The organism is Siminovitchia sp. FSL H7-0308, from assembly GCF_037980985.1.
GTDB lineage: Bacteria > Bacillota > Bacilli > Bacillales > Bacillaceae_C > Siminovitchia > Siminovitchia thermophila.
In genome coordinates this window covers 588,835-614,644 of record NZ_CP150282.1, presented here as the reverse complement: position 1 = coordinate 614,644, position 25,810 = coordinate 588,835, and the positions used below count along the sequence as shown (strand labels likewise).

At 42.6% G+C, this 25,810-nt stretch carries 20 protein-coding genes, 1 other RNA gene and 1 pseudogene; 3 read left to right on the top strand and 19 right to left on the bottom strand.

Features of this window, described 5'->3' with window-relative positions; genetic code table 11:
• Window positions 1-171: 171 nt before the first annotated feature.
• Window positions 172-576, top strand: a complete 405-nt coding sequence (locus MHB50_RS02855) for a DUF1259 domain-containing protein (protein ID WP_077112842.1) — start codon at window positions 172-174, stop codon at window positions 574-576.
• 673 nt (window positions 577-1,249) lie between these two features.
• Here MHB50_RS02855 and MHB50_RS02850 read toward each other — a convergent pair.
• The 16 genes and pseudogenes from MHB50_RS02850 to rpoN all read right to left on the bottom strand — a co-directional run bounded on the left by MHB50_RS02850 (window position 1,250) and on the right by rpoN (window position 20,658).
• Window positions 1,250-2,590, bottom strand: a pseudogene (locus MHB50_RS02850) (sodium:alanine symporter family protein).
• 1,225 nt (window positions 2,591-3,815) lie between these two features.
• Window positions 3,816-4,180: a transfer-messenger RNA gene (gene ssrA / locus MHB50_RS02845) on the bottom strand.
• A 109-nt stretch (window positions 4,181-4,289) separates the two neighbouring features.
• Entirely contained in the window at window positions 4,290-4,757 is a 468-nt protein-coding gene (smpB, locus tag MHB50_RS02840) for an SsrA-binding protein SmpB (RefSeq protein WP_077112844.1), read from the bottom strand.
• Window positions 4,758-4,833: 76 nt separating this feature from the next.
• Window positions 4,834-7,164, bottom strand: coding sequence for a ribonuclease R (rnr, locus tag MHB50_RS02835; RefSeq protein ID WP_205178782.1), 2,331 nt, complete (start codon window positions 7,162-7,164; stop codon window positions 4,834-4,836).
• Window positions 7,165-7,187: 23 nt separating this feature from the next.
• A complete protein-coding gene (locus MHB50_RS02830; protein WP_339161710.1) occupies window positions 7,188-7,934 on the bottom strand; it encodes a carboxylesterase in 747 nt (248 codons plus the stop codon).
• Between the two features lie 115 nt (window positions 7,935-8,049).
• Window positions 8,050-8,283: a preprotein translocase subunit SecG gene (gene secG, locus MHB50_RS02825; RefSeq protein ID WP_077112847.1), complete on the bottom strand. Its 234-nt coding sequence runs from the start codon at window positions 8,281-8,283 to the stop codon at window positions 8,050-8,052.
• 555 nt (window positions 8,284-8,838) lie between these two features.
• Window positions 8,839-10,194, bottom strand: a complete 1,356-nt coding sequence (gene brnQ / locus MHB50_RS02820; protein ID WP_077112848.1) for a branched-chain amino acid transport system II carrier protein — start codon at window positions 10,192-10,194, stop codon at window positions 8,839-8,841.
• Between the two features lie 159 nt (window positions 10,195-10,353).
• Complete coding sequence (locus MHB50_RS02815) at window positions 10,354-11,718, bottom strand: MFS transporter (protein ID WP_340084827.1); 1,365 nt, start codon at window positions 11,716-11,718, stop codon at window positions 10,354-10,356.
• A gap of 197 nt (window positions 11,719-11,915) precedes the next feature.
• Window positions 11,916-13,205, bottom strand: coding sequence for a phosphopyruvate hydratase (eno, locus tag MHB50_RS02810; RefSeq protein ID WP_077112850.1), 1,290 nt, complete (start codon window positions 13,203-13,205; stop codon window positions 11,916-11,918).
• A 28-nt stretch (window positions 13,206-13,233) separates the two neighbouring features.
• Window positions 13,234-14,766 (bottom strand): 2,3-bisphosphoglycerate-independent phosphoglycerate mutase, encoded by a 1,533-nt coding sequence (gpmI, locus tag MHB50_RS02805; protein ID WP_205178777.1) that lies wholly within the window; start codon window positions 14,764-14,766, stop codon window positions 13,234-13,236.
• Entirely contained in the window at window positions 14,759-15,520 is a 762-nt protein-coding gene (gene tpiA / locus MHB50_RS02800; RefSeq protein ID WP_077112852.1) for a triose-phosphate isomerase, read from the bottom strand. Before tpiA ends, gpmI begins: the two co-directional genes overlap by 8 nt.
• Before the next feature lie 36 nt (window positions 15,521-15,556).
• A complete protein-coding gene (locus tag MHB50_RS02795) occupies window positions 15,557-16,750 on the bottom strand; it encodes a phosphoglycerate kinase (RefSeq protein WP_205178775.1) in 1,194 nt (397 codons plus the stop codon).
• A gap of 121 nt (window positions 16,751-16,871) precedes the next feature.
• Window positions 16,872-17,882, bottom strand: a complete 1,011-nt coding sequence (gap, locus tag MHB50_RS02790) for a type I glyceraldehyde-3-phosphate dehydrogenase (RefSeq protein WP_205178799.1) — start codon at window positions 17,880-17,882, stop codon at window positions 16,872-16,874.
• 29 nt (window positions 17,883-17,911) lie between these two features.
• On the bottom strand, window positions 17,912-18,949 hold the full coding sequence (locus tag MHB50_RS02785; protein WP_077112918.1) for a sugar-binding domain-containing protein: 1,038 nt from the start codon (window positions 18,947-18,949) through the stop codon (window positions 17,912-17,914).
• Window positions 18,950-19,059: 110 nt separating this feature from the next.
• A complete protein-coding gene (locus MHB50_RS02780) occupies window positions 19,060-19,302 on the bottom strand; it encodes a glutaredoxin family protein (protein ID WP_205178773.1) in 243 nt (80 codons plus the stop codon).
• 15 nt (window positions 19,303-19,317) lie between these two features.
• Window positions 19,318-20,658, bottom strand: a complete 1,341-nt coding sequence (rpoN, locus tag MHB50_RS02775; protein ID WP_205178771.1) for an RNA polymerase factor sigma-54 — start codon at window positions 20,656-20,658, stop codon at window positions 19,318-19,320.
• Between the two features lie 179 nt (window positions 20,659-20,837).
• On the opposite strand from rpoN, the gene MHB50_RS02770 reads away from it, so the two are divergent.
• On the top strand, window positions 20,838-21,158 hold the full coding sequence (locus tag MHB50_RS02770; protein ID WP_083717621.1) for a CotD family spore coat protein: 321 nt from the start codon (window positions 20,838-20,840) through the stop codon (window positions 21,156-21,158).
• Between the two features lie 916 nt (window positions 21,159-22,074).
• On the opposite strand, the gene MHB50_RS02765 is transcribed toward MHB50_RS02770, so the two are convergent.
• Window positions 22,075-23,082: a YHYH domain-containing protein gene (locus MHB50_RS02765; RefSeq protein ID WP_236016966.1), complete on the bottom strand. Its 1,008-nt coding sequence runs from the start codon at window positions 23,080-23,082 to the stop codon at window positions 22,075-22,077.
• A gap of 185 nt (window positions 23,083-23,267) precedes the next feature.
• Here MHB50_RS02765 and MHB50_RS02760 point away from each other — a divergent pair, with 185 nt between their 5' ends.
• Complete coding sequence (locus MHB50_RS02760) at window positions 23,268-23,717, top strand: YrvL family regulatory protein (RefSeq protein ID WP_205178763.1); 450 nt, start codon at window positions 23,268-23,270, stop codon at window positions 23,715-23,717.
• A 532-nt stretch (window positions 23,718-24,249) separates the two neighbouring features.
• Here MHB50_RS02760 and MHB50_RS02755 read toward each other — a convergent pair.
• Together MHB50_RS02755 and MHB50_RS02750 are read right to left on the bottom strand one after the other, a co-directional pair.
• On the bottom strand, window positions 24,250-24,750 hold the full coding sequence (locus MHB50_RS02755; RefSeq protein WP_077112859.1) for a hypothetical protein: 501 nt from the start codon (window positions 24,748-24,750) through the stop codon (window positions 24,250-24,252).
• Window positions 24,751-25,055: 305 nt separating this feature from the next.
• The gene (locus tag MHB50_RS02750; protein WP_205178761.1) at window positions 25,056-25,664 is read right to left on the bottom strand and encodes a DUF5957 family protein; all 609 of its coding nucleotides are present in this window, start codon (window positions 25,662-25,664) and stop codon (window positions 25,056-25,058) included.
• Between the last annotated feature and the right edge of the window lie 146 nt (window positions 25,665-25,810).

The window sequence follows — 25,810 nt, the reverse complement described above, 5'->3', positions numbered from 1 at the left end:
TTCATAAGTGTTGTGCGGGATTTTATAGAGCCTGGAGGACAGACAGGCTTTCTCCTTCTATATATTCCTTTCTATTTTAATTGCCTTGTTTTTCTACTATTAGATTCTTATCTATACAAGCTCCCCCGCCTTTACATAGCATATTCTAAAGGTTCGAAAGGAGGAGAACCCATGTCCAAAACATGCCAGAAATTAGCAGATATTATTGGAGGACAGGTCATTACGGCTGCACCTGTTTGTGTTGTTCAACGCCTTAGAAATATAAATGCCACTATTTTAGGCAGAAGAACACGTTCACCATTGGCTCTTCCGTTTGCATTGTCATTTGAGAATAATAAAGGGGGCAACACATTAAACCTGGGTGAAACCGTGATACTTCAGCGGGAAATCAACCCGTTTATGTCAGCATTAAGAAAACGCGGACTGATTGTTACAGCCGTCCATAACCACTGGCTATTTGATAAACCGCGCCTTATGTACATGCACTGGGAGAATACAGGCAACCCTTTTAATTTCGCACGTGCGAGCTTCGAAGCGGCCGTAGAAGCAGGACTATTTAAAGGACGCGATTACTAAATTTTCAGGGCACCCCAAACTGATGAGGTGCCCTACATTTATAAGATTGACTTTTAAATGATACTTTCATGAAAGAGAGACATATTTTATAAAAGTGGAACTGAATGATGACATGAATGCACATCAACATGTTCGGAAATTTTCTTAATGGCCTGAGGCGCGGGACATCCAAGATTCAAAATGGCAAACTGTAAAAAACAAATCACTCTTACATATCAGATCGTAGGGAACAATCTCCCAGTGATTTTCTCCACCAACTTGACAGAACTTCATTGAAAGCTGGACGGACAGAATCAATCGAATCCATTTATCAAGTATACCGTGACATCCCAAATGCTTGCCGAAATATTGCAAAGCCCATAGTCTAAAGAACATTTTCTTTTTTCTTTTAAAATGGGCAAAAAACTCCAATTGACATGATTGACATGATGGGCGACTGATAGTTGTTGTTCAAGAGCCTCTTACGTAGAATGCGTACATTTTAAAATGGGTCACTTTTAAAATTTCTTCGAGATCTTGGCATTTTTAAAATGAAGGATAGAGCAATTCGCACCTTTTATAACTAGTCTCACCCCGACTGTCATTTGAACAAAATCATTTCCTCTTAACGCCGCACTTCGGTCATTTAAAGAGCAAAAGTTTTGTATACGGATTTACATTATTTTACAAAAGACTACTCGGCCTGTTTCTCAGAGGAGTTTGACTGTGAAGATGACCTATTCTTCTTATAAATTCGTGTAAAATAGTCATTTGTCACTTCTCTTACATCATTATTTAGTAATATGAGTGCCAAAACGTTAGGAACAACGATCAGAGCCAATAATATGTCGAGGAATTGCCATACAAACTTTAGTCCCCCGATCGCTCCGATAAAAATGGCAACCACATAAATAAATCGCATGACCTTGGAGAATGTTGTGCCAAATAAATATTCCGCCTGTTTCTCGCCGTAAAAAATAATGATCACGACAGTGGAGAGGACAAAAAAGAATAAACTGACCGCCATAAAGGTTCCAGCCAGCTGACTTCCGAAAACTTGGCTCCAAGCTTCTGTCACCATGGAAGAAGCTTGTTCCCGCTTAACCTCTTTCCATACCCCGGTCCCTAAAATAACAATAGCCGTTATTGTACAAATGATGAGTGTGTCGACAATTACTTCAAATATTCCCCAAAAACCTTGCTTGGCAGGATGATCAATCTTAGCCGTGGCATGGGCGATTGGCGCCGTTCCCATTCCTGCTTCATTGGAATAGGTTCCCCTCGCAAGCCCCCAGCGAATCGCGGCCGCAACTCCCGCACCGGCAAAGCCTCCGGCAGCTGAAATTGGCGTAAAAGCATGCTTAAAAATCATGGTGAATACGGACGGAATAACGGATATATTAGAAAATACAATGATGAGTGACCCGATAATATACACTCCAACCATAAAGGGGACAAACTTTTCCGCCACCTGGCCAATCCTGGAAATTCAACCATAAACGATGATCCCAACAAGAAACATTACGATCAGTCCTGTCACTTCTGGAGGTATATTAAAAGCGCCCTTAATCGTTGTTGACAATGAATTGGACTGCACCATCGTGCTTGCTACAATTTCCAGCATTAAGGCAAATGCGAAAAAGAGTGCGACAGGTTTCCACCCCAAACCTTTTTCGATATAATACATCGGTCCCCCGACCCATTCCCCTTTTTTATTCTTTTCACGATATTTGACACCCAATACAACCTCTGAATATTTAGATGCCATTCCAATTAATGAGACTAGCCACATCCAAAAAATAGCACCCGGCCCACCAAAAGCAATGGCAACCGGCACACCGATGATATTGGCAGCTCCGACAGTCGAAGCCAATGCGGAAGTTGCTGCCTGGAAAGGGGTTAATGTTCCTTCGCCAGAATCCGGTTTGCTCAGAATCTTCCCAAAAGTTTGCTTAATAATGTGAGGGAAATACTTGAACTGAAAAAAACCTAAACGAAAAGTAAGAAATAAACCGCCCCCCAGCAAAAGCAACATCATGGGAAGACCCCAAATCACTTCGGATATTTTCGAAATTAGCTCCATCAATTTTTCCAACAATCTTCTCTCCTTCGATCCGCAATAGCGCTTTCATTTAGTGCAGACGAAGAAAACGCTCCCCTTTATTTTTCTGCTATACGGAAAACGTTTCCATTCATGTTCATATTATAAACAACCCAGAAAAATTTGTCCATTGATTTTTTTACTTTATCAACTGAAAAAAAAGTTATTGACATAAAAAATACCCTCACCAAAGTGTGGAGGGTGGAGTGGTAACCGGGCTTCATCCCTTTCATATTATAAAATGTTCGTAACATGGGTTCATGATGTCTGTTCCGCTTTTCGAATAGGAGTTCATGATGTCAAAAGATGTCCCTGTACTCGCTCAATCCAGTAACTTATTTCAAGTCACGGTAAATCCACTGCGACAACTTACAATCGGTATTCTCTCTTCCATGCGAATACGCTTCAATCCTTTAAAGTCTGTCCCCCTAACATAAGCCCCATCATATCCACAATCCTTGTCAAATAAATGAACAAATGTCAACACCTCTGTCATAGCCTTTTTTTGTTCATAATGAAAATTTAACGTAGGAAAAAACCCTATAGCCTTTGTATCAAGGGTTAATAGAGTTGTGAATTCTGAGGATAAGTCTATAATTTTAATATGTTCTTACCATTTTCTTGCCACGGAAAAGGGAGAAGTACACTAAAAAACTAAATCTATAATCATTGTTTACACTAACTTTCGACTAGACTAATGATCGGGTTAGGAAATTAAAACTCTTGAGTAATGCAAAAGCTCTATCTGAAATATAGATAAAGAAAAAAGATGAAAAACAAAATCACATAAAAAAGAATTTTTTTCAATGAAGGCTTGGTAAATATATCAAAAATTGCTATTGATATAAGGATTATTAATGAAATAATCATTGTAGCTGTATTTAGGAAAAAGGTGATTAAAATACCTGTAAGTATCAACAGTAGTCCTATGATTGATTTTTCTTTCATTTTTTGACTCACTCCTAAAAACACAATCTGAAAATAATTCTAGCAGAAATCACCTTACCCAACATTTGACATAGAACCAACAAAAGAAGCCGTCCTCAAAATAGAAGACGACTTCAAGCTTGCTAAAATTATTAAATGAAAGCTACCATAGCTTATTCCACGAATGTTACCACACAATTACAATCTCCGTCATATGAACGCAGGTATGTATTGGTGGAGACGGTGGGAATCGAACCCACGTCCAAGAATATCGCCACTCAAGCTTCTACGAGTGTAGTCGATATATTAGCGTTTCGCGTCTTCTTCGGCCTATCGACGGGCTTCCAAAGCGCTAGCCTGATTCATCTCTTCCATGGTCCCCAGGCGGAGGACTTCCGGCGTAGCCCACTGAGAGTGAGACCCTGACCCTACCACATGGGCGATGGAGGGAGGATCCGCTTAGGCCTTATTAGGCAGCTAAAGCGAGGTTATCGTTAGATTTGCCAGTTATTATTGGCGTTGACGTTTTTTACGAGGACGATCCCCTCGACTCGCAACTCGAGCTCGATCTATCCCTGTCGAATCCAAAACGTCCCCATGAAATGAGAAACACCTTTAAAAAGGATCGTTTCGGGAGTACCTGTCTGTCAGGTACAAATTATATTATAGCAGAAAACGCAAATAATGCAAGACTTGTCACTCGAGTTTACATTTTTTGGCGTTCACGAAATGCTCTTTCGATATCCCGTTTCGCTTCCTTCCGTCTTAGATCTTCGCGTTTATCATATTGCTTTTTCCCTTTTCCGAGACCGATAAGAATTTTGGCAAATCCGTTTTTCAAATAGAGCTTTAACGGAACAAGTGTATATCCTTGTTCTTTCGTTTCCCCGATCAGCTTATTGATTTGTTTGCGGTGCAACAGCAATTTCCTCGTTCGGAGCGGATCGTGATTATATCGGTTTCCCTGTTCATAGGGGCTAATATGCATGTTATGAAGAAATACTTCGCCGTTTTGTATGCGGGCATAAGCATCTTTTAAGTTGACCCGTCCCGCGCGGATCGATTTAATTTCCGTTCCTTTTAAAACAATCCCTGCTTCATACGTGTCTTCTATAAAATAGTCATGGTTCGCTTTTCTGTTTTGAGCGACCAGCTTTCCTTCTCCCTTCGCCATTCTGATTTCCCTCCCTTGCCGTTTTCTCTTCGGACAATTATAACATGAAACGGAAAAAGGTTAGAAGTTTGGCCCTCTAACCTTTTCGTTTTTTCCCGCGCTTACGCCGAACATTGGCGGGTGTATTTTCGTATGACTTTTTCTTTTTTCTCGGGCGCCTTGTCGTCCATTCCCCTTCTTCATGGCCTTGGGGTCCCTTGCTCTTGCCATTCCCATTTTTCAATTTGACAATTTTGAGTTTGCCTTCTTCAGGCTGCTTGCGGCTTTTTTTCATGTCGGCGATTTCAAAATCGATCGCATGTTCATCTTTGTTGACATTAATGACGCGTACAGTAATTTCGTCGCCTATCCGGAATACATTCCCAGTCCGTTCGCCGATCATGGCAAATTGCCGGTCATCATAGTGATAGTAATCATCGGTCATGTAACTGACGTGGACCAAGCCTTCAATCGTATTGGGCAGTTCAACAAACAACCCGAAATTTGTGACGGAACTGATGATGCCATCAAATTCCTCACCAATTTTATCTTCCATAAACTCCGCTTTTTTCAGCTCGTCCGTATCTCTTTCCGCATCCACTGCCCGACGCTCCATTTTTGATGAATGGTGGGCGATATCCGCCAATTTTTCTTTCCAAATTTCACGCGTTGTCTCGTCCATTTTCCCTTCAAATAAATAGGTCCTGATCAGCCGATGAACGATCAAATCAGGGTATCTGCGGATCGGTGAAGTAAAATGCGTGTAAAATTTCGTCGACAACCCGAAGTGTCCGATACTCTTTGGATCATACTTGGCCTGTTGCATGGAACGGAGCATGACGGTCGAGACAACCATTTCTTCCGGCTTTTCCCGAACAGCCTCGATGATTTCTTGCAAAGCCCGCGGATGGATGGAATTGGCTGTGCCTCTGACAAGAAGACCAAAGTTCGTTATGAATTCAAAAAAACGCTGTAATTTTTCTTCTTTAGGGTCTTCATGAATCCGGTAAATAAACGGAACATCCAGCCAATGAAAATGCTCAGCAACCGTTTCATTGGCCGCCAACATGAACTCCTCGATAATGCGTTCGCCAATGGAGCGCTCCCTGACCACAACATCGACCGGTTTTCCTTCCTCATCCACAATCACTTTCGCCTCTTTGAAATCAAAATCAATCGCGCCACGTTTCATTCGCTTATGCTGCAAAATGCCCTGAAGCTCTTCCATCAACTCAAACATGGGAACAAGAGGCTCATATTTTGCTCGGAGCTCTGGATCTTTGTCGATCAAAATTTTATTGACATCGGAATAGGTCATCCGTTCGGTAGTACGGATGATCCCTGGAAAAATCTCATGGTTTACGACTTCTCCTTGCGGATTGATTTCCATTTCGCAAGACAAGGTAAAGCGGTCCACTTGCGGATTGAGTGAGCAAATTCCATTCGACAATCGATGGGGAATCATCGGGATTACCCGATCGACCAAGTAGACACTCGTACCGCGTTCAAACGCTTCCCGATCAATCGGTGAGCCTTCCGTTACATAGTGGCTTACATCGGCAATATGGACGCCCAATTTATAATGGCCATTCTCGAGTTTGGAAAGCGTCACGGCATCGTCAAGGTCTTTGGCGTCTGCGCCATCAATTGTGACAATCGTTTCATTTCGCAAATCACGCCTATCTCCTATTTCACTTTCGACAATCTCCTCTGGAATGCTGTTCGCCTGCTCCATGACTTCATCTGGAAAAGCGAGTGGCAAACCATGCTTATAAATGATCGATACGATATCCACGCCCGGATCGTTTTTATGCCCAAGGATTTTTACAACTTCACCTTCGGCATTTTTCCGATTTTCTGGATAGGCGGTAAGGCGAACAACCACTTTGTGCCCTTCAACCGCTCCCATATTGGCATTTTTCGGGATAAAAATGTCATCTGCAATTTTCGGATCATCCGGTATTACAAAACCGAAGTATTGGCTTTCATTGTAAGTGCCGACAACCTGAACCGTCCCCCGCTTTAAGATGCGGACAACAGCACCCTCTCTCCGGGAACCAGAACTGGAAGGTGATACTCTGACAAGGACATGATCGCCATGCATCGCCCCATTTTTTTCATGAGGGGGGATAAAAACATCATCCATTCCCGCCTCATCCGGAATGAGAAAGGCAAATCCTTTAGCATGGCCTGTCAATACCCCGCGAACGAGATTCATTTTTTCCGGAACGCCATATCGATTGCTTCTTGTCCTGACGACAAGCCCCATTTCTTCCATCTGTACAAGCGCCTTTACAAAATCTTTGAATTCTTCCGATCCTTCAACTTGAAAAACTTCTTCCAATTCCTTGACGGTTAGTGGCTTGTAGGCTTCTTCTCTCATATACGCCAATATTTTGTCCACTTGATGCTGTATTTGTTCTTCCATATACATCTCTCCTTAAAATAACCCTAAACGGACCAATCAAGCCCTTCGAGGAAACTTAGTATATCTTCGTGCAATTGTTCTTTTTCCTCTCCAAGAGTAATCACATGGGAGGAATTCTCATACCATTTCAACTCTTTTTGAATGGATTCCGATTTGTCATATATAATATTTGCGCTGTCGGGGTTTACTATATGATCATGCCGCGCCTGTACTACGAAAAGAGGGGCATAAATCATATCGACACAATCCCGCACATCGCCAATCAGCTGTTGAAGCGCCCTTAATGTTTTCATCGGTCTTTCTTGAAACTGTTCCATCTCTTGTTCGATCTGTTCTTTGGACTTTCCTTCAAACTGTTTATATTCACGCGCATATTGTAATATCCCCTGATACATGACTTCTTCACTCTTTATATACATCGGGGCACACATCGGAACAATTCCTTTTACCGGAACAGTGTAACCCAATTTCAGGGAAAATACTCCTCCAAGCGACAGCCCGGCAACAGCAATCTCCTCATACCCTTTTTCTTGTAAAAATTGATAGCCTTCCATTACATCCTGCCACCAATCATTCGGACCGGTCACAACCAACTCTTCAGGAGGCACCCCATGTCCTTTATATTGGGGCGCATGACAGGTATATCCTTTTTTTTCCAAAAACCTGCCGAGCATTCTCACGTCTGCAGTGCTTCCCGTGAATCCGTGCAACAACAAGACAGCCCGCTTCCCGGCTTCAAACAAAAAGGGTTTCGGTGGTTTTATCTTCATGGTCTTTCTCCTTCTATATCTTCCTTTATTTACACTATTACCCTATTTTAAGCAAAGTAACAGTTTCAGGCAAAATAAAAACCCGGTTATCATTGAAACCAGGTTTGTGTCAACATTATACTTCAAAAAAAGCAACGGCCATTGTTAGTACAAAAAATAATATCGAAAGTACGACTGTGATTCTCTGGAGCACTAGATCCATTCCGCGAGCTTTTTGTTTTCCAAAAAGCTGCTCCGCCCCTCCGGAAATAGCGCCTGAAAGACCTGCACTTTTTCCAGATTGCAATAATACAACAATAATCAATGCAATTGAAACAATAATTAATAAAGTAATGGCCAATGTATGCACTGGTACACACCTCCCGAGCCTGCCTACAGTAATTTTAATGTAGCATAAACAGCCTTTCTGCACAAGAGTGCTTTTTACACCGTCAAACTGCCCCCGCCGGCGTTTCATCTTTCGGTAATCAAAACGTGACTAATAATCGGGAAAAGTCGGCATGAATGATGTCCGAATACGATAGCGATCAGAATGACCATACATAGCCCTTTTTTCAGCAACGACTAGAGGGTACGCTTTCTCGGCAACGTATAAAGGGTGAAGAGGGCCCCAACATTTATACTTTAGTTTTCCTTTTACGACCGACTTTAGCGATTACGACCACTTTTTCGATTACTGGCCGCTTCCATGTAATGATTCGCACCCATCCATTCTCCACACCCCATCCGCAATCTCTTCATTTAATGCTGAAGGGCTGGGCATAAGTTGGAAGCTGATGGATATTCGTAAAGAACTTAAAAATAAAACCGCGTGAAATCAAGGGTTAACCACCAGGGCTTTTAAACTTGATTCCATGCGGTTTATTCGTTTTTACAAGGCTTTGTCCCAGCCTAAAGGCTCGTTTTAACTTTCTGAAGCAGTTAGCCCGGCAAGGCGGCTGATCGTTCCAGTAATCAGGATGGCGACTAAGGCGGGAACAAGCCAGCCAAGCCCTTGCTTATATAACGGTAATGTTTGTTCGTAAAAAGAAATAATAGGTAACATCCAATCAAAATAAGGAATTTTAATCAGGTCACAAAATGTTTTGAAACCATCTATGATACTTATGCAAAATGTCAACGCCGCCACTGACACATAAACAAGCCGGGCATGGTTGAATAGCGGTGACAGAAAGGTCAGAAGCATCAGCACTACGGCAAGCGGATAAAGGAACATAAGAATTGGAATTGAATAATTGATGATGTTCGCCAATCCGAAGTTCGCAATTATAAAAGAAAGCAGTGAAAAGAAAATGACGAACCATTTGTAACTTACCTTTGGAATCAATGTATGAAAATACTCACCGCAAGCTGTCATTAACCCGATGCTTGTCGTTAAACATGCTAATATAATAATGATTGCCAATATAATAGAACCGAATGTTCCGAAATAATAGGTAGATGCGTGACTGAGGACAGGGCCTCCTGTTTCAAAAAGGCCAAATTCTTTTGTGCTCGTCGCGCCAAGAAAAGCAATCCCCACATAAATGACAGAAAGAAAGAAAATGGCGACAATTCCAGATTTAATGGTTGCGGATAATACGCCGGCCTTTGTCGTCACTCCAATAGAGCTGATCGCATTGATCACAATGATTCCGAAAACAAGTGAGGCAAGTGCATCCATCGTATTATACCCTTCCATAAATCCTTTCACAAAAGCACCGCTGGCATATGCTTCTTGTGGTGACTCGATCGATCCGATCGGATTTACCAGCGCAGTGATTAATAATACAGCAAGTAAAATGATAATCCCCGGCGCAAGAATTTTACCAATTCGATCGACTAATTTCGATGGATTTAAAGAAAGCCATGTTGTCACAGCAAAAAATATAAATGTAAAAATAAATAGTCCGGTTTTTGTGAAATCTGCTTCTATAAAAGGAGAAATGCCAATATCAAAAGCAACAGCCCCTGTACGAGGCGCGGCGAAAAATGGCCCGATTGTCAAATAAAGAAGTGCGGTAAAAATGATGCCATACCACGGATGAATTCTGCTGGCAAGCTCCTGAAGATTCCTGCTTCCCGAAAAACCCATTGCCAACACCCCGAGGAAAGGCAGTCCGGTTCCGGTTATTAAAAATCCAAATACGGCAGGCCAAATGTTTGTACCGGCATTTTGACCAAGCGATGCAGGAAAAATCAAATTTCCGGCTCCAAAGAATAATGCGAATAACATAACGCCAATAACAAAATATGATGAAAATGTCAGGTTTTTACTCAAAATATAGCTCCCCCTAAGATGTGTTCCTCTACTATTTCATTCGATTATGTGTACTATCCTACTCTTTTTTACGACAGCTTGCAATGTATGACCTAAAATCTAAAAACGCGATCTATCCCGTTGTAGATACTCGAAATAAAAACCGGTTTTTTATGTCAGTTACACCTTTTTCTCCCTGCTTATCTCCATTTGCCCCGGAAGCTTCCAAGACATGGCGACAATCAATAAGCAAAAAGTAAAGCAAACCATCGCGACAAGGTGAAATTGGGACAAATCCAATTGGCGGTTGAACGTTAGACCGAGCAAGCTTCCCGAGAGGATAGAGCCAAGATAACGGCTTGTCTGAAATAGGCCTGAAGCCGTTCCCGTGTCTTCCGGGTTCACATGTTCATACAAAGCCGTTTGGGTCGAAATATTGTTAAATCCATTACTCATTCCCAGTACAGCCATAATAACGAGCAGCCAAAGAAGCGGGGAAGTTTCCCTGTAGGTCAACAAGAGCCCCGTCCCGATTAAAAGCAAAACCGCTCCAATCATCATCGGCAATTTCGAACCATGCCTGTCAATGAGTCCGCCGGCAATAGGTGAAACAATTACACCAAACCCCGCCAGTGCCAGCATGATCAAACCAGTGCGCTCCTCTGTATAGCCCTGCACTTGTTGCAAAAAAGTCGGAAAACCGAAAAAATAGCAATAATAAACCGTATTAATACTTGTAAACTGCAAATAGACCATCGTCACATTCCGGTTCTTTTTCAAGCTTTGTATATCAATAAATGGTTCATTATGCCCTTTTTCCTGAACGTAAAATAAAATGCCGCCCACCAAAAAGATCAGCAATGCCCACCAGCGAATATATCCATCCAGGGATAATAAAAACAAAATTAAGCCGACAATGGAAGCGATAAAAAGAAAAATTCCTTTAAAGTCGATACGCCGGATATCAATCGTTCCACTCTCGGTTTTGGGCAAAATAAAAATGGCTAAGACAAAACCGATGATTGTGAATGGGAAGTTGATCCAAAAAATGGCGTGCCAATCCCACGCCGCGATGAGAAAACCGCTTATGGAGGGACCAAATGCCGCTGAAGTCGAAGCAAAGACAGATAACACGGCCAAAGCGTGCGCCTGGTTTTTTGAAATATGAGAGCGGACCATGCTCATGCCGCTCGGAAATAATGCGGAACTCCCAATTGCCTGTAATGCCCGGCAGCCAAGCAGAAACAAAAAGTTAGGAGAAAACAGGGCTAATAGACACGCTGCAGTCACGATGATTAACCCGGACAAAAATAGTTTTTTTGCGCCAAACATGTCACTTAATTTTCCCATCACCGGCTGACCCGCTGCGCTTGCCAAATAAAAAATGGAGATGAGCCAAGAAACATCCGCAAACGACAATTGATAGTCATGCTGCAAACGCGTCAAAGCAACTGAAATCATTGACGAATTTAACGGATTCAGCATAGTGCCAAGCCCGATGGTCAATACGAATATCCACTGCTTTTTTTCCATGTATTTCGCCATTTCATCACCTGTTTTTTATACGGCTCGTTACATTCATGCTCCGAATTACTATAGAACAGATTTTTCAAACAGACAACTATTTAAGTTTAACGGAACTGCCGGAAAGATAAAAGTGGAAGATTTCTGTCAGAGGAACAAGTGTAAGGGGAATGGTTGGAGCCAAAGGGCCCGGCGCATCGCCAGACCCTTTGCCCACATTATTTTATATTGTAAAACGCATTGACACCCGCGTAGCTCGCCGCATCTCCAAGTACATCTTCGATACGAAGCAGTTGGTTATATTTGGCAACACGGTCCGTGCGGGACGGGGCCCCTGTTTTGATTTGGCCGGCGTTTGTCGCAACGGCGATATCGGCAATTGTGGTGTCTTCCGTTTCACCTGAACGATGGGAAATCACCGCCGTATAGCCGGCACGCTTTGCCATTTCAATCGCATCAAATGTTTCGGTCAACGTGCCGATTTGATTTACTTTAATTAAAATGGAATTGCCAACACCTTCTTCAATACCGCGCGCAAGCTTTTTCGTATTTGTCACAAACAAGTCGTCCCCGACAAGCTGTACCTTGGAGCCGATCCGCTCTGTCAGGAGTTTATGGCCTTCCCAGTCATTTTCATCCAGACCATCTTCGATTGAAATGATCGGATATTTATTGACGAGCTCTTCATACCACTTGACCATTTCTTCAGATGTTCTGACAATTCCCTCACCTTTCAAGTGGTACTTGCCGTCTTCTCTGTTATACATTTCCGAAGAAGCAACATCCATTGCCAACTTGATCTCTTCACCCGGTTTATAGCCGGCTTTTTCAATCGCTGTCATTAACGTTTCAAGCGCTTCTTCGTTGGATTTCAAGTTTGGCGCAAACCCTCCCTCGTCTCCAACGCTTGTACTCAAACCCTTTTCCTTCAAAACAGCTTTTAAGCTGTGAAAAATCTCTGCACCAATGCGGAGCGCCTCTTTAAAGCTGGAAGCTCCGACAGGCATGACCATAAATTCCTGGATATCCACGTTATTATCGGCATGCTCCCCGCCATTTAAAATATTCATCATCGGCACTGGAAGCTGTTTGGCATTAAATCCTCCCAAGTATTGATAAAGTTGCATGTCCAAATAATCCGCAGCAGCATGGGCAACTGCCATGGATACTCCCAAAATGGCATTGGCGCCCAATTTTCCTTTATTATCTGTTCCGTCAAGTTCCATCAACGCCATGTCAATTCCAACCTGATCAGTCACATCGTATCCGATGAGTTCTTCGGCAATCACTTCGTTAACATGGTTGACGGCTTTTTCAACGCCTTTTCCGAAATAGCGGTCTTTGTCGCCATCACGGAGTTCAACTGCTTCATATTCACCAGTGGATGCCCCACTCGGAACAAGAGCCCTTCCGAAAGCTCCTGTCTCTGTATAAACCTCGACTTCCACCGTTGGATTACCGCGGGAATCCAACACTTCTCTGGCATAAACATTTGCTATGAATGGCATCGATATCTCCCCTTAAAAAAATGAAGTTTTATTTGATCAAGCTGCTGCCTGTCATTTCTGGCGGCTGTTCTACATTTAGCAAATCGAGCATCGTTGGCGCAAGATCGGCGAGAATGCCCCCATCGCGAAGCTGAAGGCCATGTTTTGTTACGATAACAGGCACCGGATTGGTCGTATGGGCTGTCATCGGGGTGCCTTCCGGTGTCACAACTTCATCCGCGTTGCCATGATCTGCCGTAATGATCGCCGCTCCCCCTTTTTCCAAAATCAAATCCACTACTTTGCCGAGACATTCATCAACTGCTTCCACCGCTTGTATGGTTGGCTCTAGCATGCCGGAATGTCCGACCATATCAGGATTGGCATAGTTTAAAATAATCACATCGAATATATCTTTTTGGATTTCTTCACATAATGCTTCTGTCACTTCATAAGCGCTCATTTCAGGCTTTAAATCATAAGTGGCCACTTTAGGCGAATCAATCAATATCCGCTTTTCACCCGGAAATGGCGCTTCTCTGCCGCCACTCATAAAAAAAGTAACATGCGGATATTTTTCCGTTTCCGCGATGCGCAGTTGCTGAAGCCCATGACGGGACACTACTTCTCCCAGCGTCTGCTCCAAGTCCACTGTTTTAAAAGCCACATGTCCGTCCACTGTTTCAGAATAGTGGGTCATGCAGACAAAATACAAATCTTTCGGCCTGTTTTTACCTCTGTCAAACGAAGGAAAATCTTTGTTTGTAAACACATTGGAAATTTGGATCGCCCGGTCGGGCCTGAAATTGAAAAAGATGACCGAATCACCACTGTCAATAGTCGCATTTGGTTTTCCATTTTCATCCGTAATAATAGATGGAAGCATAAACTCATCAAATATGCCTTGTTTATAAGAATCTTCCACCATTTGAAGCGGATCTGTGTATTGCGGTCCTTCTCCGAAAGCCATTGCCCGATAGGCTTTTTCCACACGATCCCAACGCTTGTCGCGATCCATTGAATAATACCTGCCGGAAACGGTGGCAAACTTTCCAACACCGCATTCTTTCATTTTCGCTTCTGTTTCTCGAAGGTAACGCTCAGCCGTTTGCGGCCCGACGTCCCGTCCATCCAATATGGCGTGTACATATACGTCTTTTATTCCTTCTTCAACTGCCAGTTTTAATAAAGCATGAAGGTGGTCGATATGACTATGCACGCCTCCATCAGAAAGTAAACCGAGCAAGTGGAGTTTTTTGCCGTTTTTCTTTGCATGGGCAAGGGCTTCCTGAATGGTTTCATTTTTTGCAAATTCACCATTTCGAATGGCAATGTTCACTCTCGTTAAACTTTGGTAAACAATCCGTCCTGCCCCGATATTTAAATGTCCTACTTCGGAATTGCCCATTTGCCCTTCTGGAAGGCCGACTGCTTCACCGCATGCTGTCAGTGTATTATGGGGGTACATATTCCAATAGCGGTCAAAGTTCGGCTTATTTGCCTGGGCAACAGCGTTCCCATGCCCTTCCTCTCTTAATGCGAAGCCGTCTAAAATGATTAAGGCTACTGGGGATTTACCCATTGGCGGCCGCCTCCAATAAGCGAAGGAATGAGTGTGGGTCAAGACTTGCTCCGCCAACCAAAGCCCCGTCAATTTCCGGCTTTGCCATCAATTCATCAATATTGCCGGGATTAACGCTTCCTCCATAGAGAATTTTCACTGATTGTGCCGCAGAACCGGAATAACTGCTTTCAACAACTTGGCGGATATGTCCGCATACCTCATTGGCATCTTCTGCTGTCGATGATTTTCCAGTGCCGATCGCCCAAATAGGCTCATAAGCAATGATCAATTGTTTTACCTGTTCTTCGGTCAACCCTTGAAGGGCTTTTGACACTTGATTAGCCACATGCCCTTTTGTTTCATTTCGCTCCCTCTGCTCCAATGTCTCCCCGACACAGATGATCGGCTTAATGTTATGACGAAAAGCGGCCGCTGTTTTTTTGTTGACGGATTCATCTGTTTCATTAAACATGTCCCTGCGCTCGGAATGGCCGATAATGCAATAAGACACACCTAAATCCTCCAGGGCCGCAGGACTGATTTCTCCCGTAAAGGCTCCGCTTTCTTCATAATGCATAGTCTGCGCTCCAATATGTACATTATAGCCATCAACCGCCGCCAAGAGCCGGTCTAAAAACAGGGCCGGTGCGCAAATGATCGAGTCAACCTTGGAGCGGTCGGGAACAAGCCCTTTTACTTCATTCGCGAAATCGACCGCTTCTTGTATCGTTTTATTCATTTTCCAGTTACCTGCTATCAACGGTTTTCGCATACCATACATCCTTTCTTTTCTGTACGAAAGCACCTGTTATTCGGAATGACGGTCATCCAGCGCAGCAATGCCCGGCAAATCTTTTCCTTCCATAAATTCGAGCGATGCTCCCCCGCCTGTCGAAATATGGTCCATCTTTTCCGAAAGGCCAAAATGTTCCACCGCTCTGGCAGAATCGCCGCCGCCGATGATCGTATATGTATTGTCCGCTTCTGCAAGCGCTTGGGCGACACCTTTCGTTCCTTGAGCGAAAGGCTCCATTTCAAATACACCCATTGGCCCATTCCAAATGACAAGCTTCGATTTTTTTATGACATTGCTGTACAGCTCGGTTGTTTTGGGACCGATGTCCAAGGCTAGCCATCCAGAAGGAATCTGTTCAATATCGACTACCTTCGTTTGAGCATGTTCAGAAAAAGAATCTGCTACAATTGCATCAATCGGCAATAGAAATTGTACGCCTTTTTCCTCCGCTTTTTTCATAAAGCTTTTGGCAAGTTCTATTTTATCTTCTTCAAGCAGCGAATTTCCGATATCGTGACCTTGGGCTTTGACAAACGTAAAGGCAAGCCCGCCACCAATCATTAAATGATCTACTTTGTCAAGAAGATTATCAATAACACCAATCTTGTCCTTCACTTTTGCGCCGCCAATAATCGCCGTAAAAGGCCTCTGAGGATTGGACAATGCGTTGCCCAGCACTTCCAATTCCTTTTCAATTAAAAAGCCGGCAGCGGAAGGCAAGTATTTTGCCACCCCTTCTGTAGAAACATGGGCGCGGTGCGCAGTGCCAAAGGCATCGTTGACATATAGTTCGGCCAGGTTGGCAAACGCCTTCGCAAGCTCCGCATCATTTTTTTCCTCTCCTGGATGAAATCTCACATTTTCCAGCAATAAAATATCGCCTTCCCGGAGTTCGGAAACTTGCTTTTCAACCTCTTCGCCGATGACTTCCCTTGTGTAATGAATGCTTCTCTCCAATAATTCCTCAAGGCGTTTTGCAACCGGCGCCAACCGCAATTCTTCGACAATCTTGCCTTTTGGCCGTCCCATATGGCTTGCCAGTATGACCATTGCGCCATTATCAGACAAATGCCGAATCGTTGGCAAAGCCGCCCGAATCCTTGTATCATCGGCGATCACTCCACCATCCATCGGCACATTAAAATCCACGCGGCAAAAAACTCGTTTCCCTTTTACTTGTAAATCATTTATTGTTTTCTTCCTCACTTGGACAGCCTCCTATTTCAAGCAGAAAATAAGAGAGTGGGTCTTTCCCGCTCCCTTTTTTTATTTCCCCTCTATATTATAGATGCCAACCCGTGATTTATCCAATACTATTCTCCATTTTTCATGCTAATCCGCGTTTGGCGATATATTCCGCCAAATCGACAAGACGATTGGAGTAGCCCGTTTCGTTGTCATACCAAGAGACAACCTTAACCATATTTCCATCTAATACCATCGTCGAAAGAGCATCCACAATGGATGAATGGGCGTTCCCGTTGAAATCCCGGGAAACAAGCGGCGTTTCGCAATAAGCGAGAATACCCGCCAATTCCCCTTCCGCGGCGGCTTGCAATGTTGCATTCACCTCTTCGGCCGTAGCAGGCTTTTCCAGTTCCGCGACCAAATCAACGACTGACACGTTCGGGGTCGGAACCCGCATCGCCATTCCGTTCAACTTGCCTTTTAACTCCGGAAGCACAAGAGAGACAGCTTTTGCGGCGCCTGTTGAAGTCGGAATAATCGATTCGGCGGCAGCTCGAGCCCGTCGGTAATCCTTGTGGGGAAGGTCCAGGATTTGCTGGTCATTCGTATAAGAGTGAACCGTGGTCATCATTCCGCGGCGTATGCCGAACTCCTGATGAAGCACTTTCGCAAGAGGGGCCAGACTGTTTGTTGTACAAGATGCATTGGAAAGAATATGATCATTCGCCGGATCATATTTCTCCTCGTTCACGCCCATGACTATCGTGATATCTTCATCAGTTGCAGGCGCAGATATAATGACTTTTTTTGCCCCAGCCTCCAAATGTTTGGCCGCATCGTTCCGTTTTGTAAAACGGCCAGTTGATTCGATGACAATATCAACACCAAGGTCTCCCCATTTCAATTGAGACGGATCCCTTTCAGCCATCACCTGTAAGCGCTGGCCATCCACTAAGATGTCATTGCCTTCAACTGTAATGTCATTCCGAAGTGTGCCGTGAACCGAGTCATATTTTAGCAAGTGCGCCAACATGTTCGCGTCCGTCAAATCATTCACTGCCACAATGTCGACACTTGGATTGTCCAAGGCCGCCCGAAACACATTTCTGCCAATTCTTCCAAACCCGTTAATTCCTATTTTCACTGTCATCATGTATGTCCTCCTTCAAAGGTTGCTGTTTATATGTTTGTCAGTGCTTTGAACAATTCTTTGGCCGCACCCTCATCTGTAATAAACACCGTGTTGGGTGGAGCACTTTTCATATAAGATTGGATCGCTTTTGCTTTTGACTTTCCTCCGGCAACCGCAACGGCATGACGGGCGCGGTGCAGATCTGCCAATTGCAAGCCGACAGTGGATACCTTATGGACAACTTCTCCCTCGATATTAAAGTAATAGCCAAATGCCTCCCCCACTGCCTGCTCTTTGAGCAGTTTATCCATATCTGCATCGTTCGTGTTTCGCCGTGTTGCCATTTTAATGGCATCCCCGATTCCGTGTAATACGATATTAGCCGATTGAATCAAATTTAATACTTCCGATATATTGGGATCTTGCAAAAGCGACTCACGTACTTTTTCACTCACCTGATCCGGAATATATAATGCCCGATGGCTCCCGCCCGTTTGTTCGGCCATTTTGGCGCAAATAGAGTTGGCTTGATTTTTCACATCATCCCCAACGCCTCCCCGGGCAGGTACAAATAGTATCTGTTTTCCTTTACCGATTTCCCGTGTCATCATTTCCGCGGCGCAGGCCATTGTTGTCCCACCGGTCACGGCAATGATATTTTGGGCTTTCAAAATCTTTTTTAATTGATCGGCACAGGCCTGGCCCAACTCTTCCTTGACAACAGGAGTGTCGTCTGAATCGCCGGGAATAATTTTCACTTCAGCGATTCCGAGCAGCCTGTTCAACTGCTCTTCGAGTTCATGAATCCCTGTTATCCCGCGAACTAATTCAGCCAGCTCCTTCAGTAGCACCATGCCGTCATCTGTAATTTCCATTCCCGCCGGCCGTGCCGATATCAGTTGCCGCTCTTTTAAAAAGTCAACCTCGCTTCTGAGTACACGTTCCGTCATATCGAGCATATGTGCGAGCGGTCTTCTTCCGATAGGTCCTGTCAATTGAATGGACTTTAAAATTTGGTACCGCTTTTGGATGATCTTAAGGAGATCTGGCACCAGCTTTTGTTGAAGTTTTAACAGTTTTTGCAATATGCGACCCCCTCAAAATCGTCCCACATGGACGTTTTTTGTCCCAATTCATCAAAAAAAAAAGAAACCTGTTACCTTCATACTGATTGTAACAGGTACGCAGCAACGTTTCAACTTTCAAATTTACGTAATTGATCTTCTATCGTGACAGGATCGATCATCCCATATTGAACAATTTTTCCACGAATTTCTACTACCGGGATCATTAAGCCGAATTTTTCTGTTAAATCATCACTTTCGTCAATGTCTTTTTCAATTAACTCATACGAATATTTTCGTTGAAGCATTTGTAAAACCAGCAGTCCCTCATCGCAGAGGGGGCATTTTTTTCTTGTATAATAATAAACTTCCATGTTGTATTCCATTCCTTACTCATACCGTTTTCTTTTCGTGGATGAAGGGATGCGGAGCTGTTCCCGATATTTGGCTACCGTTCTTCTGGAGAGCTTCAACCCTTTTTCCTTCAGCCTATCCGCGATTAATTGGTCGGAAAGAGGCTTCTTTTTGTCTTCTTTGGCTATCATTGCCTCGATCAGCGCTTTCGCCTGAGCGGCAGAAGCCTGTTCGGTATCCGAATTGGCTCCGGTTTGGAGAGCTTGCGAGAAGAATCTCTTTAGTTCATGCATACCGCTTGGCGTTTGGATGTATTTGCCTCTAACGGCCCGGCTAACAGTTGATTCATGCATATCAATTTTTTCAGCCACATCCTTTAACGTGAGCGGTTTTAGATAACTCGGGCCTTTTAAAAAGAAATCCTGCTGTTCTTCCAAAATGGCCATGCCCACCTTCATCAAAGTTTGCTTCCGCTGTTCGATACTGCGCACAATCCAGCGGTAATCCTGGCGTTTATCATTTAAAAATTGCTTCACCTTTTCATCCGCAATTTGCGACATCGTATTATAATAGTCTGATTGGTAGCGAATGTCGGGAAGGTTCCTTTCAAACAGACGTAACTCAAGTGTTCCGTCATTGATTTCAAGAATAAGGTCCGGTATGACATATTGTGTCCTCTCATGATCAAACTGGATGCCGGGCCGCGGATCGAGTGTCGTGATAAAATCAGCCGCTTTTTGGATTTCTTGCAAGCTGACAGACAGTTGCTCAGAAAGGAGCTTCCATTTCTTCTCCGCAAACTCTGTGAAAAAGCCCGAGAGCAAATCGATCACAAGCGCCGGTGTGCTTTGCTTTCTTTTTGTTTGGAGCAGCAAACATTCCTGCAATGAACGGGCGGCGATTCCAGCCGGTTCAAGGCTTTGAATGATTTCAAGCACTTCTTCCGCTTCGTTTATAGTTGCTTGTTCGGCAGCAGCCGCTTCCTCCAGGGTAATCGTTAAATAACCGTTAGGATCCAGATTATATATAAACTGCTCTGCCAATTTGCGTTGCTTTTCCGATAACGCTTTCATCAAGAGCTGAGAAAACAAGTGATCCGCCAAATTTTCAGTCGGCTCCGCCATTTGTTCGAGCCACTTCTTTTGATCGTGTTCCTGGTTCGTTATTTTCCGCTTCTTCACCATGTCGTAGCGGGGATCGACGGACTGGACGATCGGTGATTCCAACTGGATGAGCGGATTTTCCATTTCTTTCATTTCAAGAAACGCCGTTAACTCATGGGCAGTGTATTGTAAAATGGTGATTGCTTGCTGCAATTCCTGTGTCATTGTCAAATTAAGCGTCTGTTTCTGTAGTAAAGCCGGTTCCATTTTCATTTGCCCTTCCTCCCCCCACAACTATTTTACTATATTTTGATTTTCGCGTATATAGAATCATTTTCTCGTCGCCTCACCCATCAGGCCTATTTTTCAGCGAACTAGGCCGTTGTACAACCGTTGGACGGTTGTCTTTCATAAGAATGAGTATACGATATTTTAAAAAGGAGGCTTTTTTCATGAGAATGTACCATAAGCCTTGCAGCTGCAAAAAACCGTGTAAGTGCGGCTATCCACCGGTCAAACCGGCTATGCAATTGCCCGCCAAAACGATGCCTGCCCAAATCAGCCCCACTAAGCAAAACACTGAATATGTCGGGCAAGATGTCTATATCCCGGTTATGCACCCGAGCCATACAACCCAAATCAACCATACGACTTATAAATACATGCATTCCTATCCACATACAAAATCTGCCGTCAACTCCATTTCGGAAGAACATTATTGTGTCTGCCCTCCAAAACACCATTGCGGCTGGAAGCATAAAAAATATTGGTAAATATGCAACATAAAGTCCAAATATGGGCTTTTTTCTCATAAAATGTCGAGCCTAATGGCACATGTAATCAATAAAAACTTGTTGTACAATGATGATAAGCAAGGTGAATGGCCTTGTAAATACCCCCTTTTTAGTATAGATGGAGACTTTGCCTCCCAGGAGGTTATCTCCTTTTTTTCTTTCCGTCCGGATATTCCGGGCTTTTTTTTCTAACAAAAAGGAAAAATGGGTCGACTGTACAAAAAAACACCAACAAATGTTGATGATTCAAGGCTTTAACCATTATGGCCATAAAAGATTTTATCGCTTCATATAATCACTTTGCTTGCACCTTGAAGAAATGTAGCTACATGAATGAGATCAGTTAAACCTACTCATATATTGATATTACTCAAGGTTGCGAAAAATGTCGAGAGAAATATTGTCAAGCGCAACAATCCTTACAAAAACGCTCTGCATGATGAGGGATTAAACGCACAATCACATGAATAGCGACTATACAGAGAAAAAATGCATTGGTAAATGTACACGGTTAGCGGACAGGCAAGGTCGAGACTATCCGAAAAGGAAGTATAAAGTCACGACGATTTAATCAAGTACGAAATCCCGGCCAACGCCGGGCCATTTATATGATTTAGTTACCGAGAGCCCGCTTGAGGATTAAGTTATCGCCAATATGTTCTTCATAGGCTACTTGGATATAATGGTAAAAGGTTCGCGCATACAGTGAGAGGGACGTTAAAGTGTATAAAAAACGGGAATCAAAGCGCCCCAGGCGGTTGACTCCCCAAACTTCACTATAATCTGTTTCATGTTATAAAGCACCGGATTCGTGCTAATAAATATAAGTGCTCATTTATTGGCTTTTAATATAGCCAAATGGCAGATCCCTATGGAAAGCGGGAAAGAAAATAATTTAAGAGGCCTTGCCTTTTTTATAGGCTTCTTTATATAATTCACTATACTTTTTATACTCTTTGGGGACTCGACTAGTTGAAAAAAGTTTCTTTCCTTTTTTGAATCCCGCCTTTCTAACTTCTGCTGCTTTTTTATTAGACTTAAACCCTTGCTTAAACCACTTGGAATAATCTTTATTGTTTTTATACTCTTTGGGAACTTTGACACTATAGTTAGTCTTTGCAAACTTTTTTCCCTCTTTAGTGATTGTCTTTTTTATGCCGGACCTGTAACCTTTGTTATAAGCTTTAACATATTCCTCGCGGTCGGTATTGCCAGGATTCATTTCTTCTTTTTTCTTACCGTGGTTTTTCCCCAATTTGTACTGCTCTTTTTTTATTTTTTCTATTCTTTCATCGTTGCCCGACTTAAAACCTTCTTTGAAAACGTCTACTCTATGATCCGGAACTTGATCTACATTAAGTTCTTCTTGATGTAATCCTTGATCATATCCCTTTTGATAATAATCTTTTTCATCTTGCTTATCGTTCCAGGTATCGTTATAACTTTTTTTAAACCCTTCCACGTAATGTGTTGACTTGTCGTTAAGATATTTATCAGGATCATTTACATTTTCCTCGAAATCTTTTGCAGCTTGGGCGGCTCCTTCTTTTACCCCCAATTGCCTCTCTTGTTCAGCCTTCTGTTTTTCTTCTTCCGCTTTTTTTCTTTCTTCTTCCGCTTTTTGTCTAGCTAATTCCTCTTGTTTGCGTTGTTCCTCCGTTTGCTTATTCACATTTGGAGTTTGAGTGGGTGCGCTGTTATTGGATGAACCTCCTCCCCCTCCGGAACTGCCACCATTATGATAATGATATTCTCCTTGCTTTAACCCCCACTTTTCGCAATTCGTTCTACAAGTATGCCCTCCATTTGCATCAGTTCTGCCAGGATGAGCATGAGAATAGCTTGGAATAATGAGCATAAAAATGAGAATGCAACATATCCCTGAAAAAATTTTTCTAAACAAGAGTATCTCCCCCTTCCACATACTGTATTTCGACAAAAGGATATATTTTTCTGCAACTAATTGCCCAAAATAACGTCCTCTCATAAAAGTTTTTTCGTGTTTTTTGATGTATCGTGTTTCATTTTTGTAAATATCCTTTTTGGATGCTACCCCTTATTGTTATAATAGACGCGAGGTGTTTCTTAATGAGCAATCATACATCATCCAAAGATGAAAGCTTTGGATCAAAGGTTTTTATTATTACGATCCTTACTTTATTGGTAGTAGGGGCAATTGCTTTTGTAATAGCAATTTATTATTTTGGGATTCTAGGTTTATTCAGCATATTAGGCGTCAAATACGATACTCTTTGGTCACTGTTTTTGTTTACCCTATTTTATTTTCTTTTAGGAATTATTGGCGATGGTGTCGTAAAAGTTTTGCTCTCTTTAATGAAGATTTCCGGAAAATGGTCAAAACTCCATATGAAAATGGGCCTATTCATGTTTTCATTTTTAGTAAACTGGGCTATCATTTCCTTTTTGGATGCATTCATGAATTCTATTGATTTGCAGTTCATTACGAAAATGATATTATCTTTAATTTTTGCAATAATAGATTTCGCAATGGAAACAGACGAAAAAAAGTCAGTGTAAAGTTGAATATTTTCATTGGGCATCATGACCACCTTTAACACTTTTTAAAGGCCCTCGTCGTTTCAATATCGGCCATGACCCATTCAATTTTCTGGAAGTTTATACAAATCATCGTAGGGTATTCAGCAATAAACTGGCCGTTCACATTCAAAGAATGTAAAGGATATCGAATCATTCCTTAAACAATTTTCGGCCTTATAGGATCCAATAACTAGTAAAGTTCGCAATTGTGAGAGCTTGGGAGCTGAGAAATATAAGCGGAAAGGCGAAGTAAATCCCTTTACAATCAGTATAATGAAACTTTATTTTAGTTATAGTTTTGTTTAATGAATTACCCACCTCAGTTGCTTGCAAGGTGAGGGCCTGAAAGTACAAAATCAGCCGAAGGAAAACACTTTGTTTTCTTCCGACTGATAGATTTTTGGGGCTTTTTAGAAGATCCCTGTTTGGCTTACAGTTTATCGAACACGCTCCAAGGGAGTCTGGCTCTCGCCAGGAAGCATGTTTCACAATATCGCTGATTCGTCGAGTATCATTTACCTTCACGCAATCTATACTGATAAAACATCAGAAAACCCTTAAATACTAGGACTGCGCCAATCGTATTACATGCTATCCTTAACCAATTGATGACCAAAAATTCGCGGGCGGTTTGTTTAAGAAAAGCAACTGAATGTACTTTATTTCCTTCGATAAACATAATCTCGTTTCGGGGCCATTCGAACACCATTGATATCAACCCTAATAAAATCATCACCATAATGCTTCCTAATATCCAGTAACGCGCTGCTTTTGCTTCCCAACTCAGGATTAAAGCTCCCAGGCCAGTCAACCAGCTTGCCAATCCAAGAGGAGGAAAGAAAGTGTGTGGACTGGCCACTTTCATAAAGTCCATTGAAATTTCAAATGAATTTGGAACATCGTGAAATATATTAGGATACACCATAAAAACTTCCAGAGCAAAAGCCCCCAACATAATCAACGTTACCCACAGGTAGGATAACATAAAGACATAAGCTATCTTTTGCTTCATTTTATTTCCTCTTTTCTAGTAGGGTAATGAAAATGCCATATACTTAATCTTTTATCCTCAGTAAAAAGATGGCATATGCTTTTTTCTGAGCTCAATTCCACAGCCAGAGTGAGTTCTATTACGTCCATTTTCATCAAATTGGCAAAAGTCTTTATAACCTGCCCATCCTGTAAAGGCAGCCTTCCGTTCATGCCCAACATCTGGAAACCTCATGATTGGCATTTTCTACAACGGTAACTATCTTATATATCCAATCCATAATACCTGTTATCAGATGGCTTCATCTCTAGACTCGCATTTTCATTTTATTCTCTTCGGTACTTTAAAACCGGAACCATAATAGATGAAATAACAGCAAGATAGATTGGCAAAAATTGAACCCCTATTGCTTTTTCAAATAGAATAACTCCAATCCCCCCTACTATATTTGATAATAGAAGCCCGGCAACAAAACCGCCGACAGCACCGATCAAAACCAACGAAATGAGTCCTCTCTTCTTATTCTCCACTTTTTTATCGGTTTTCTGCCCGCCTCTTTTGTACACTTTCACTAAACCAACACCTGTTACACACATTAAAAGTAAGCCCACAACCGGGTGAAGGGCGCCTAACCAGCCAACTTTCCAGCCCGAATTTGCAGTTAGGTACATCAAGAAAATGAGAAGAAAAATAGCCAACAACTCTTTGTAAATAAGGCCAAAAAATCTTCCCATCATTGAACAAATGATCATCAGTATAGGGAGCGTATAGCCAAACAAATGGACAAAATTTCTATGGGCGGCCCATGTTGCCGGATCTTTAAAAATAGACAAACCTGCCAGCAAAAATTGAATCAATAAACAAACTAAAAAAATAAAGCCCAATCCTATATACGTATTTTGAAGTAACGGCCTTCGTGACATTGTTTCATTCATATGATTCCCTCCGGTTTACGTTATTTACAACGTCATTTTATCCAGCCATTCTAACAACACTCTTATGAATTTCTTACATAAATATTAAATGTGGTTTTTTACAAAAAAAGCCGGGACAGAACCCTATAAAAATGAAAAGACCGCAT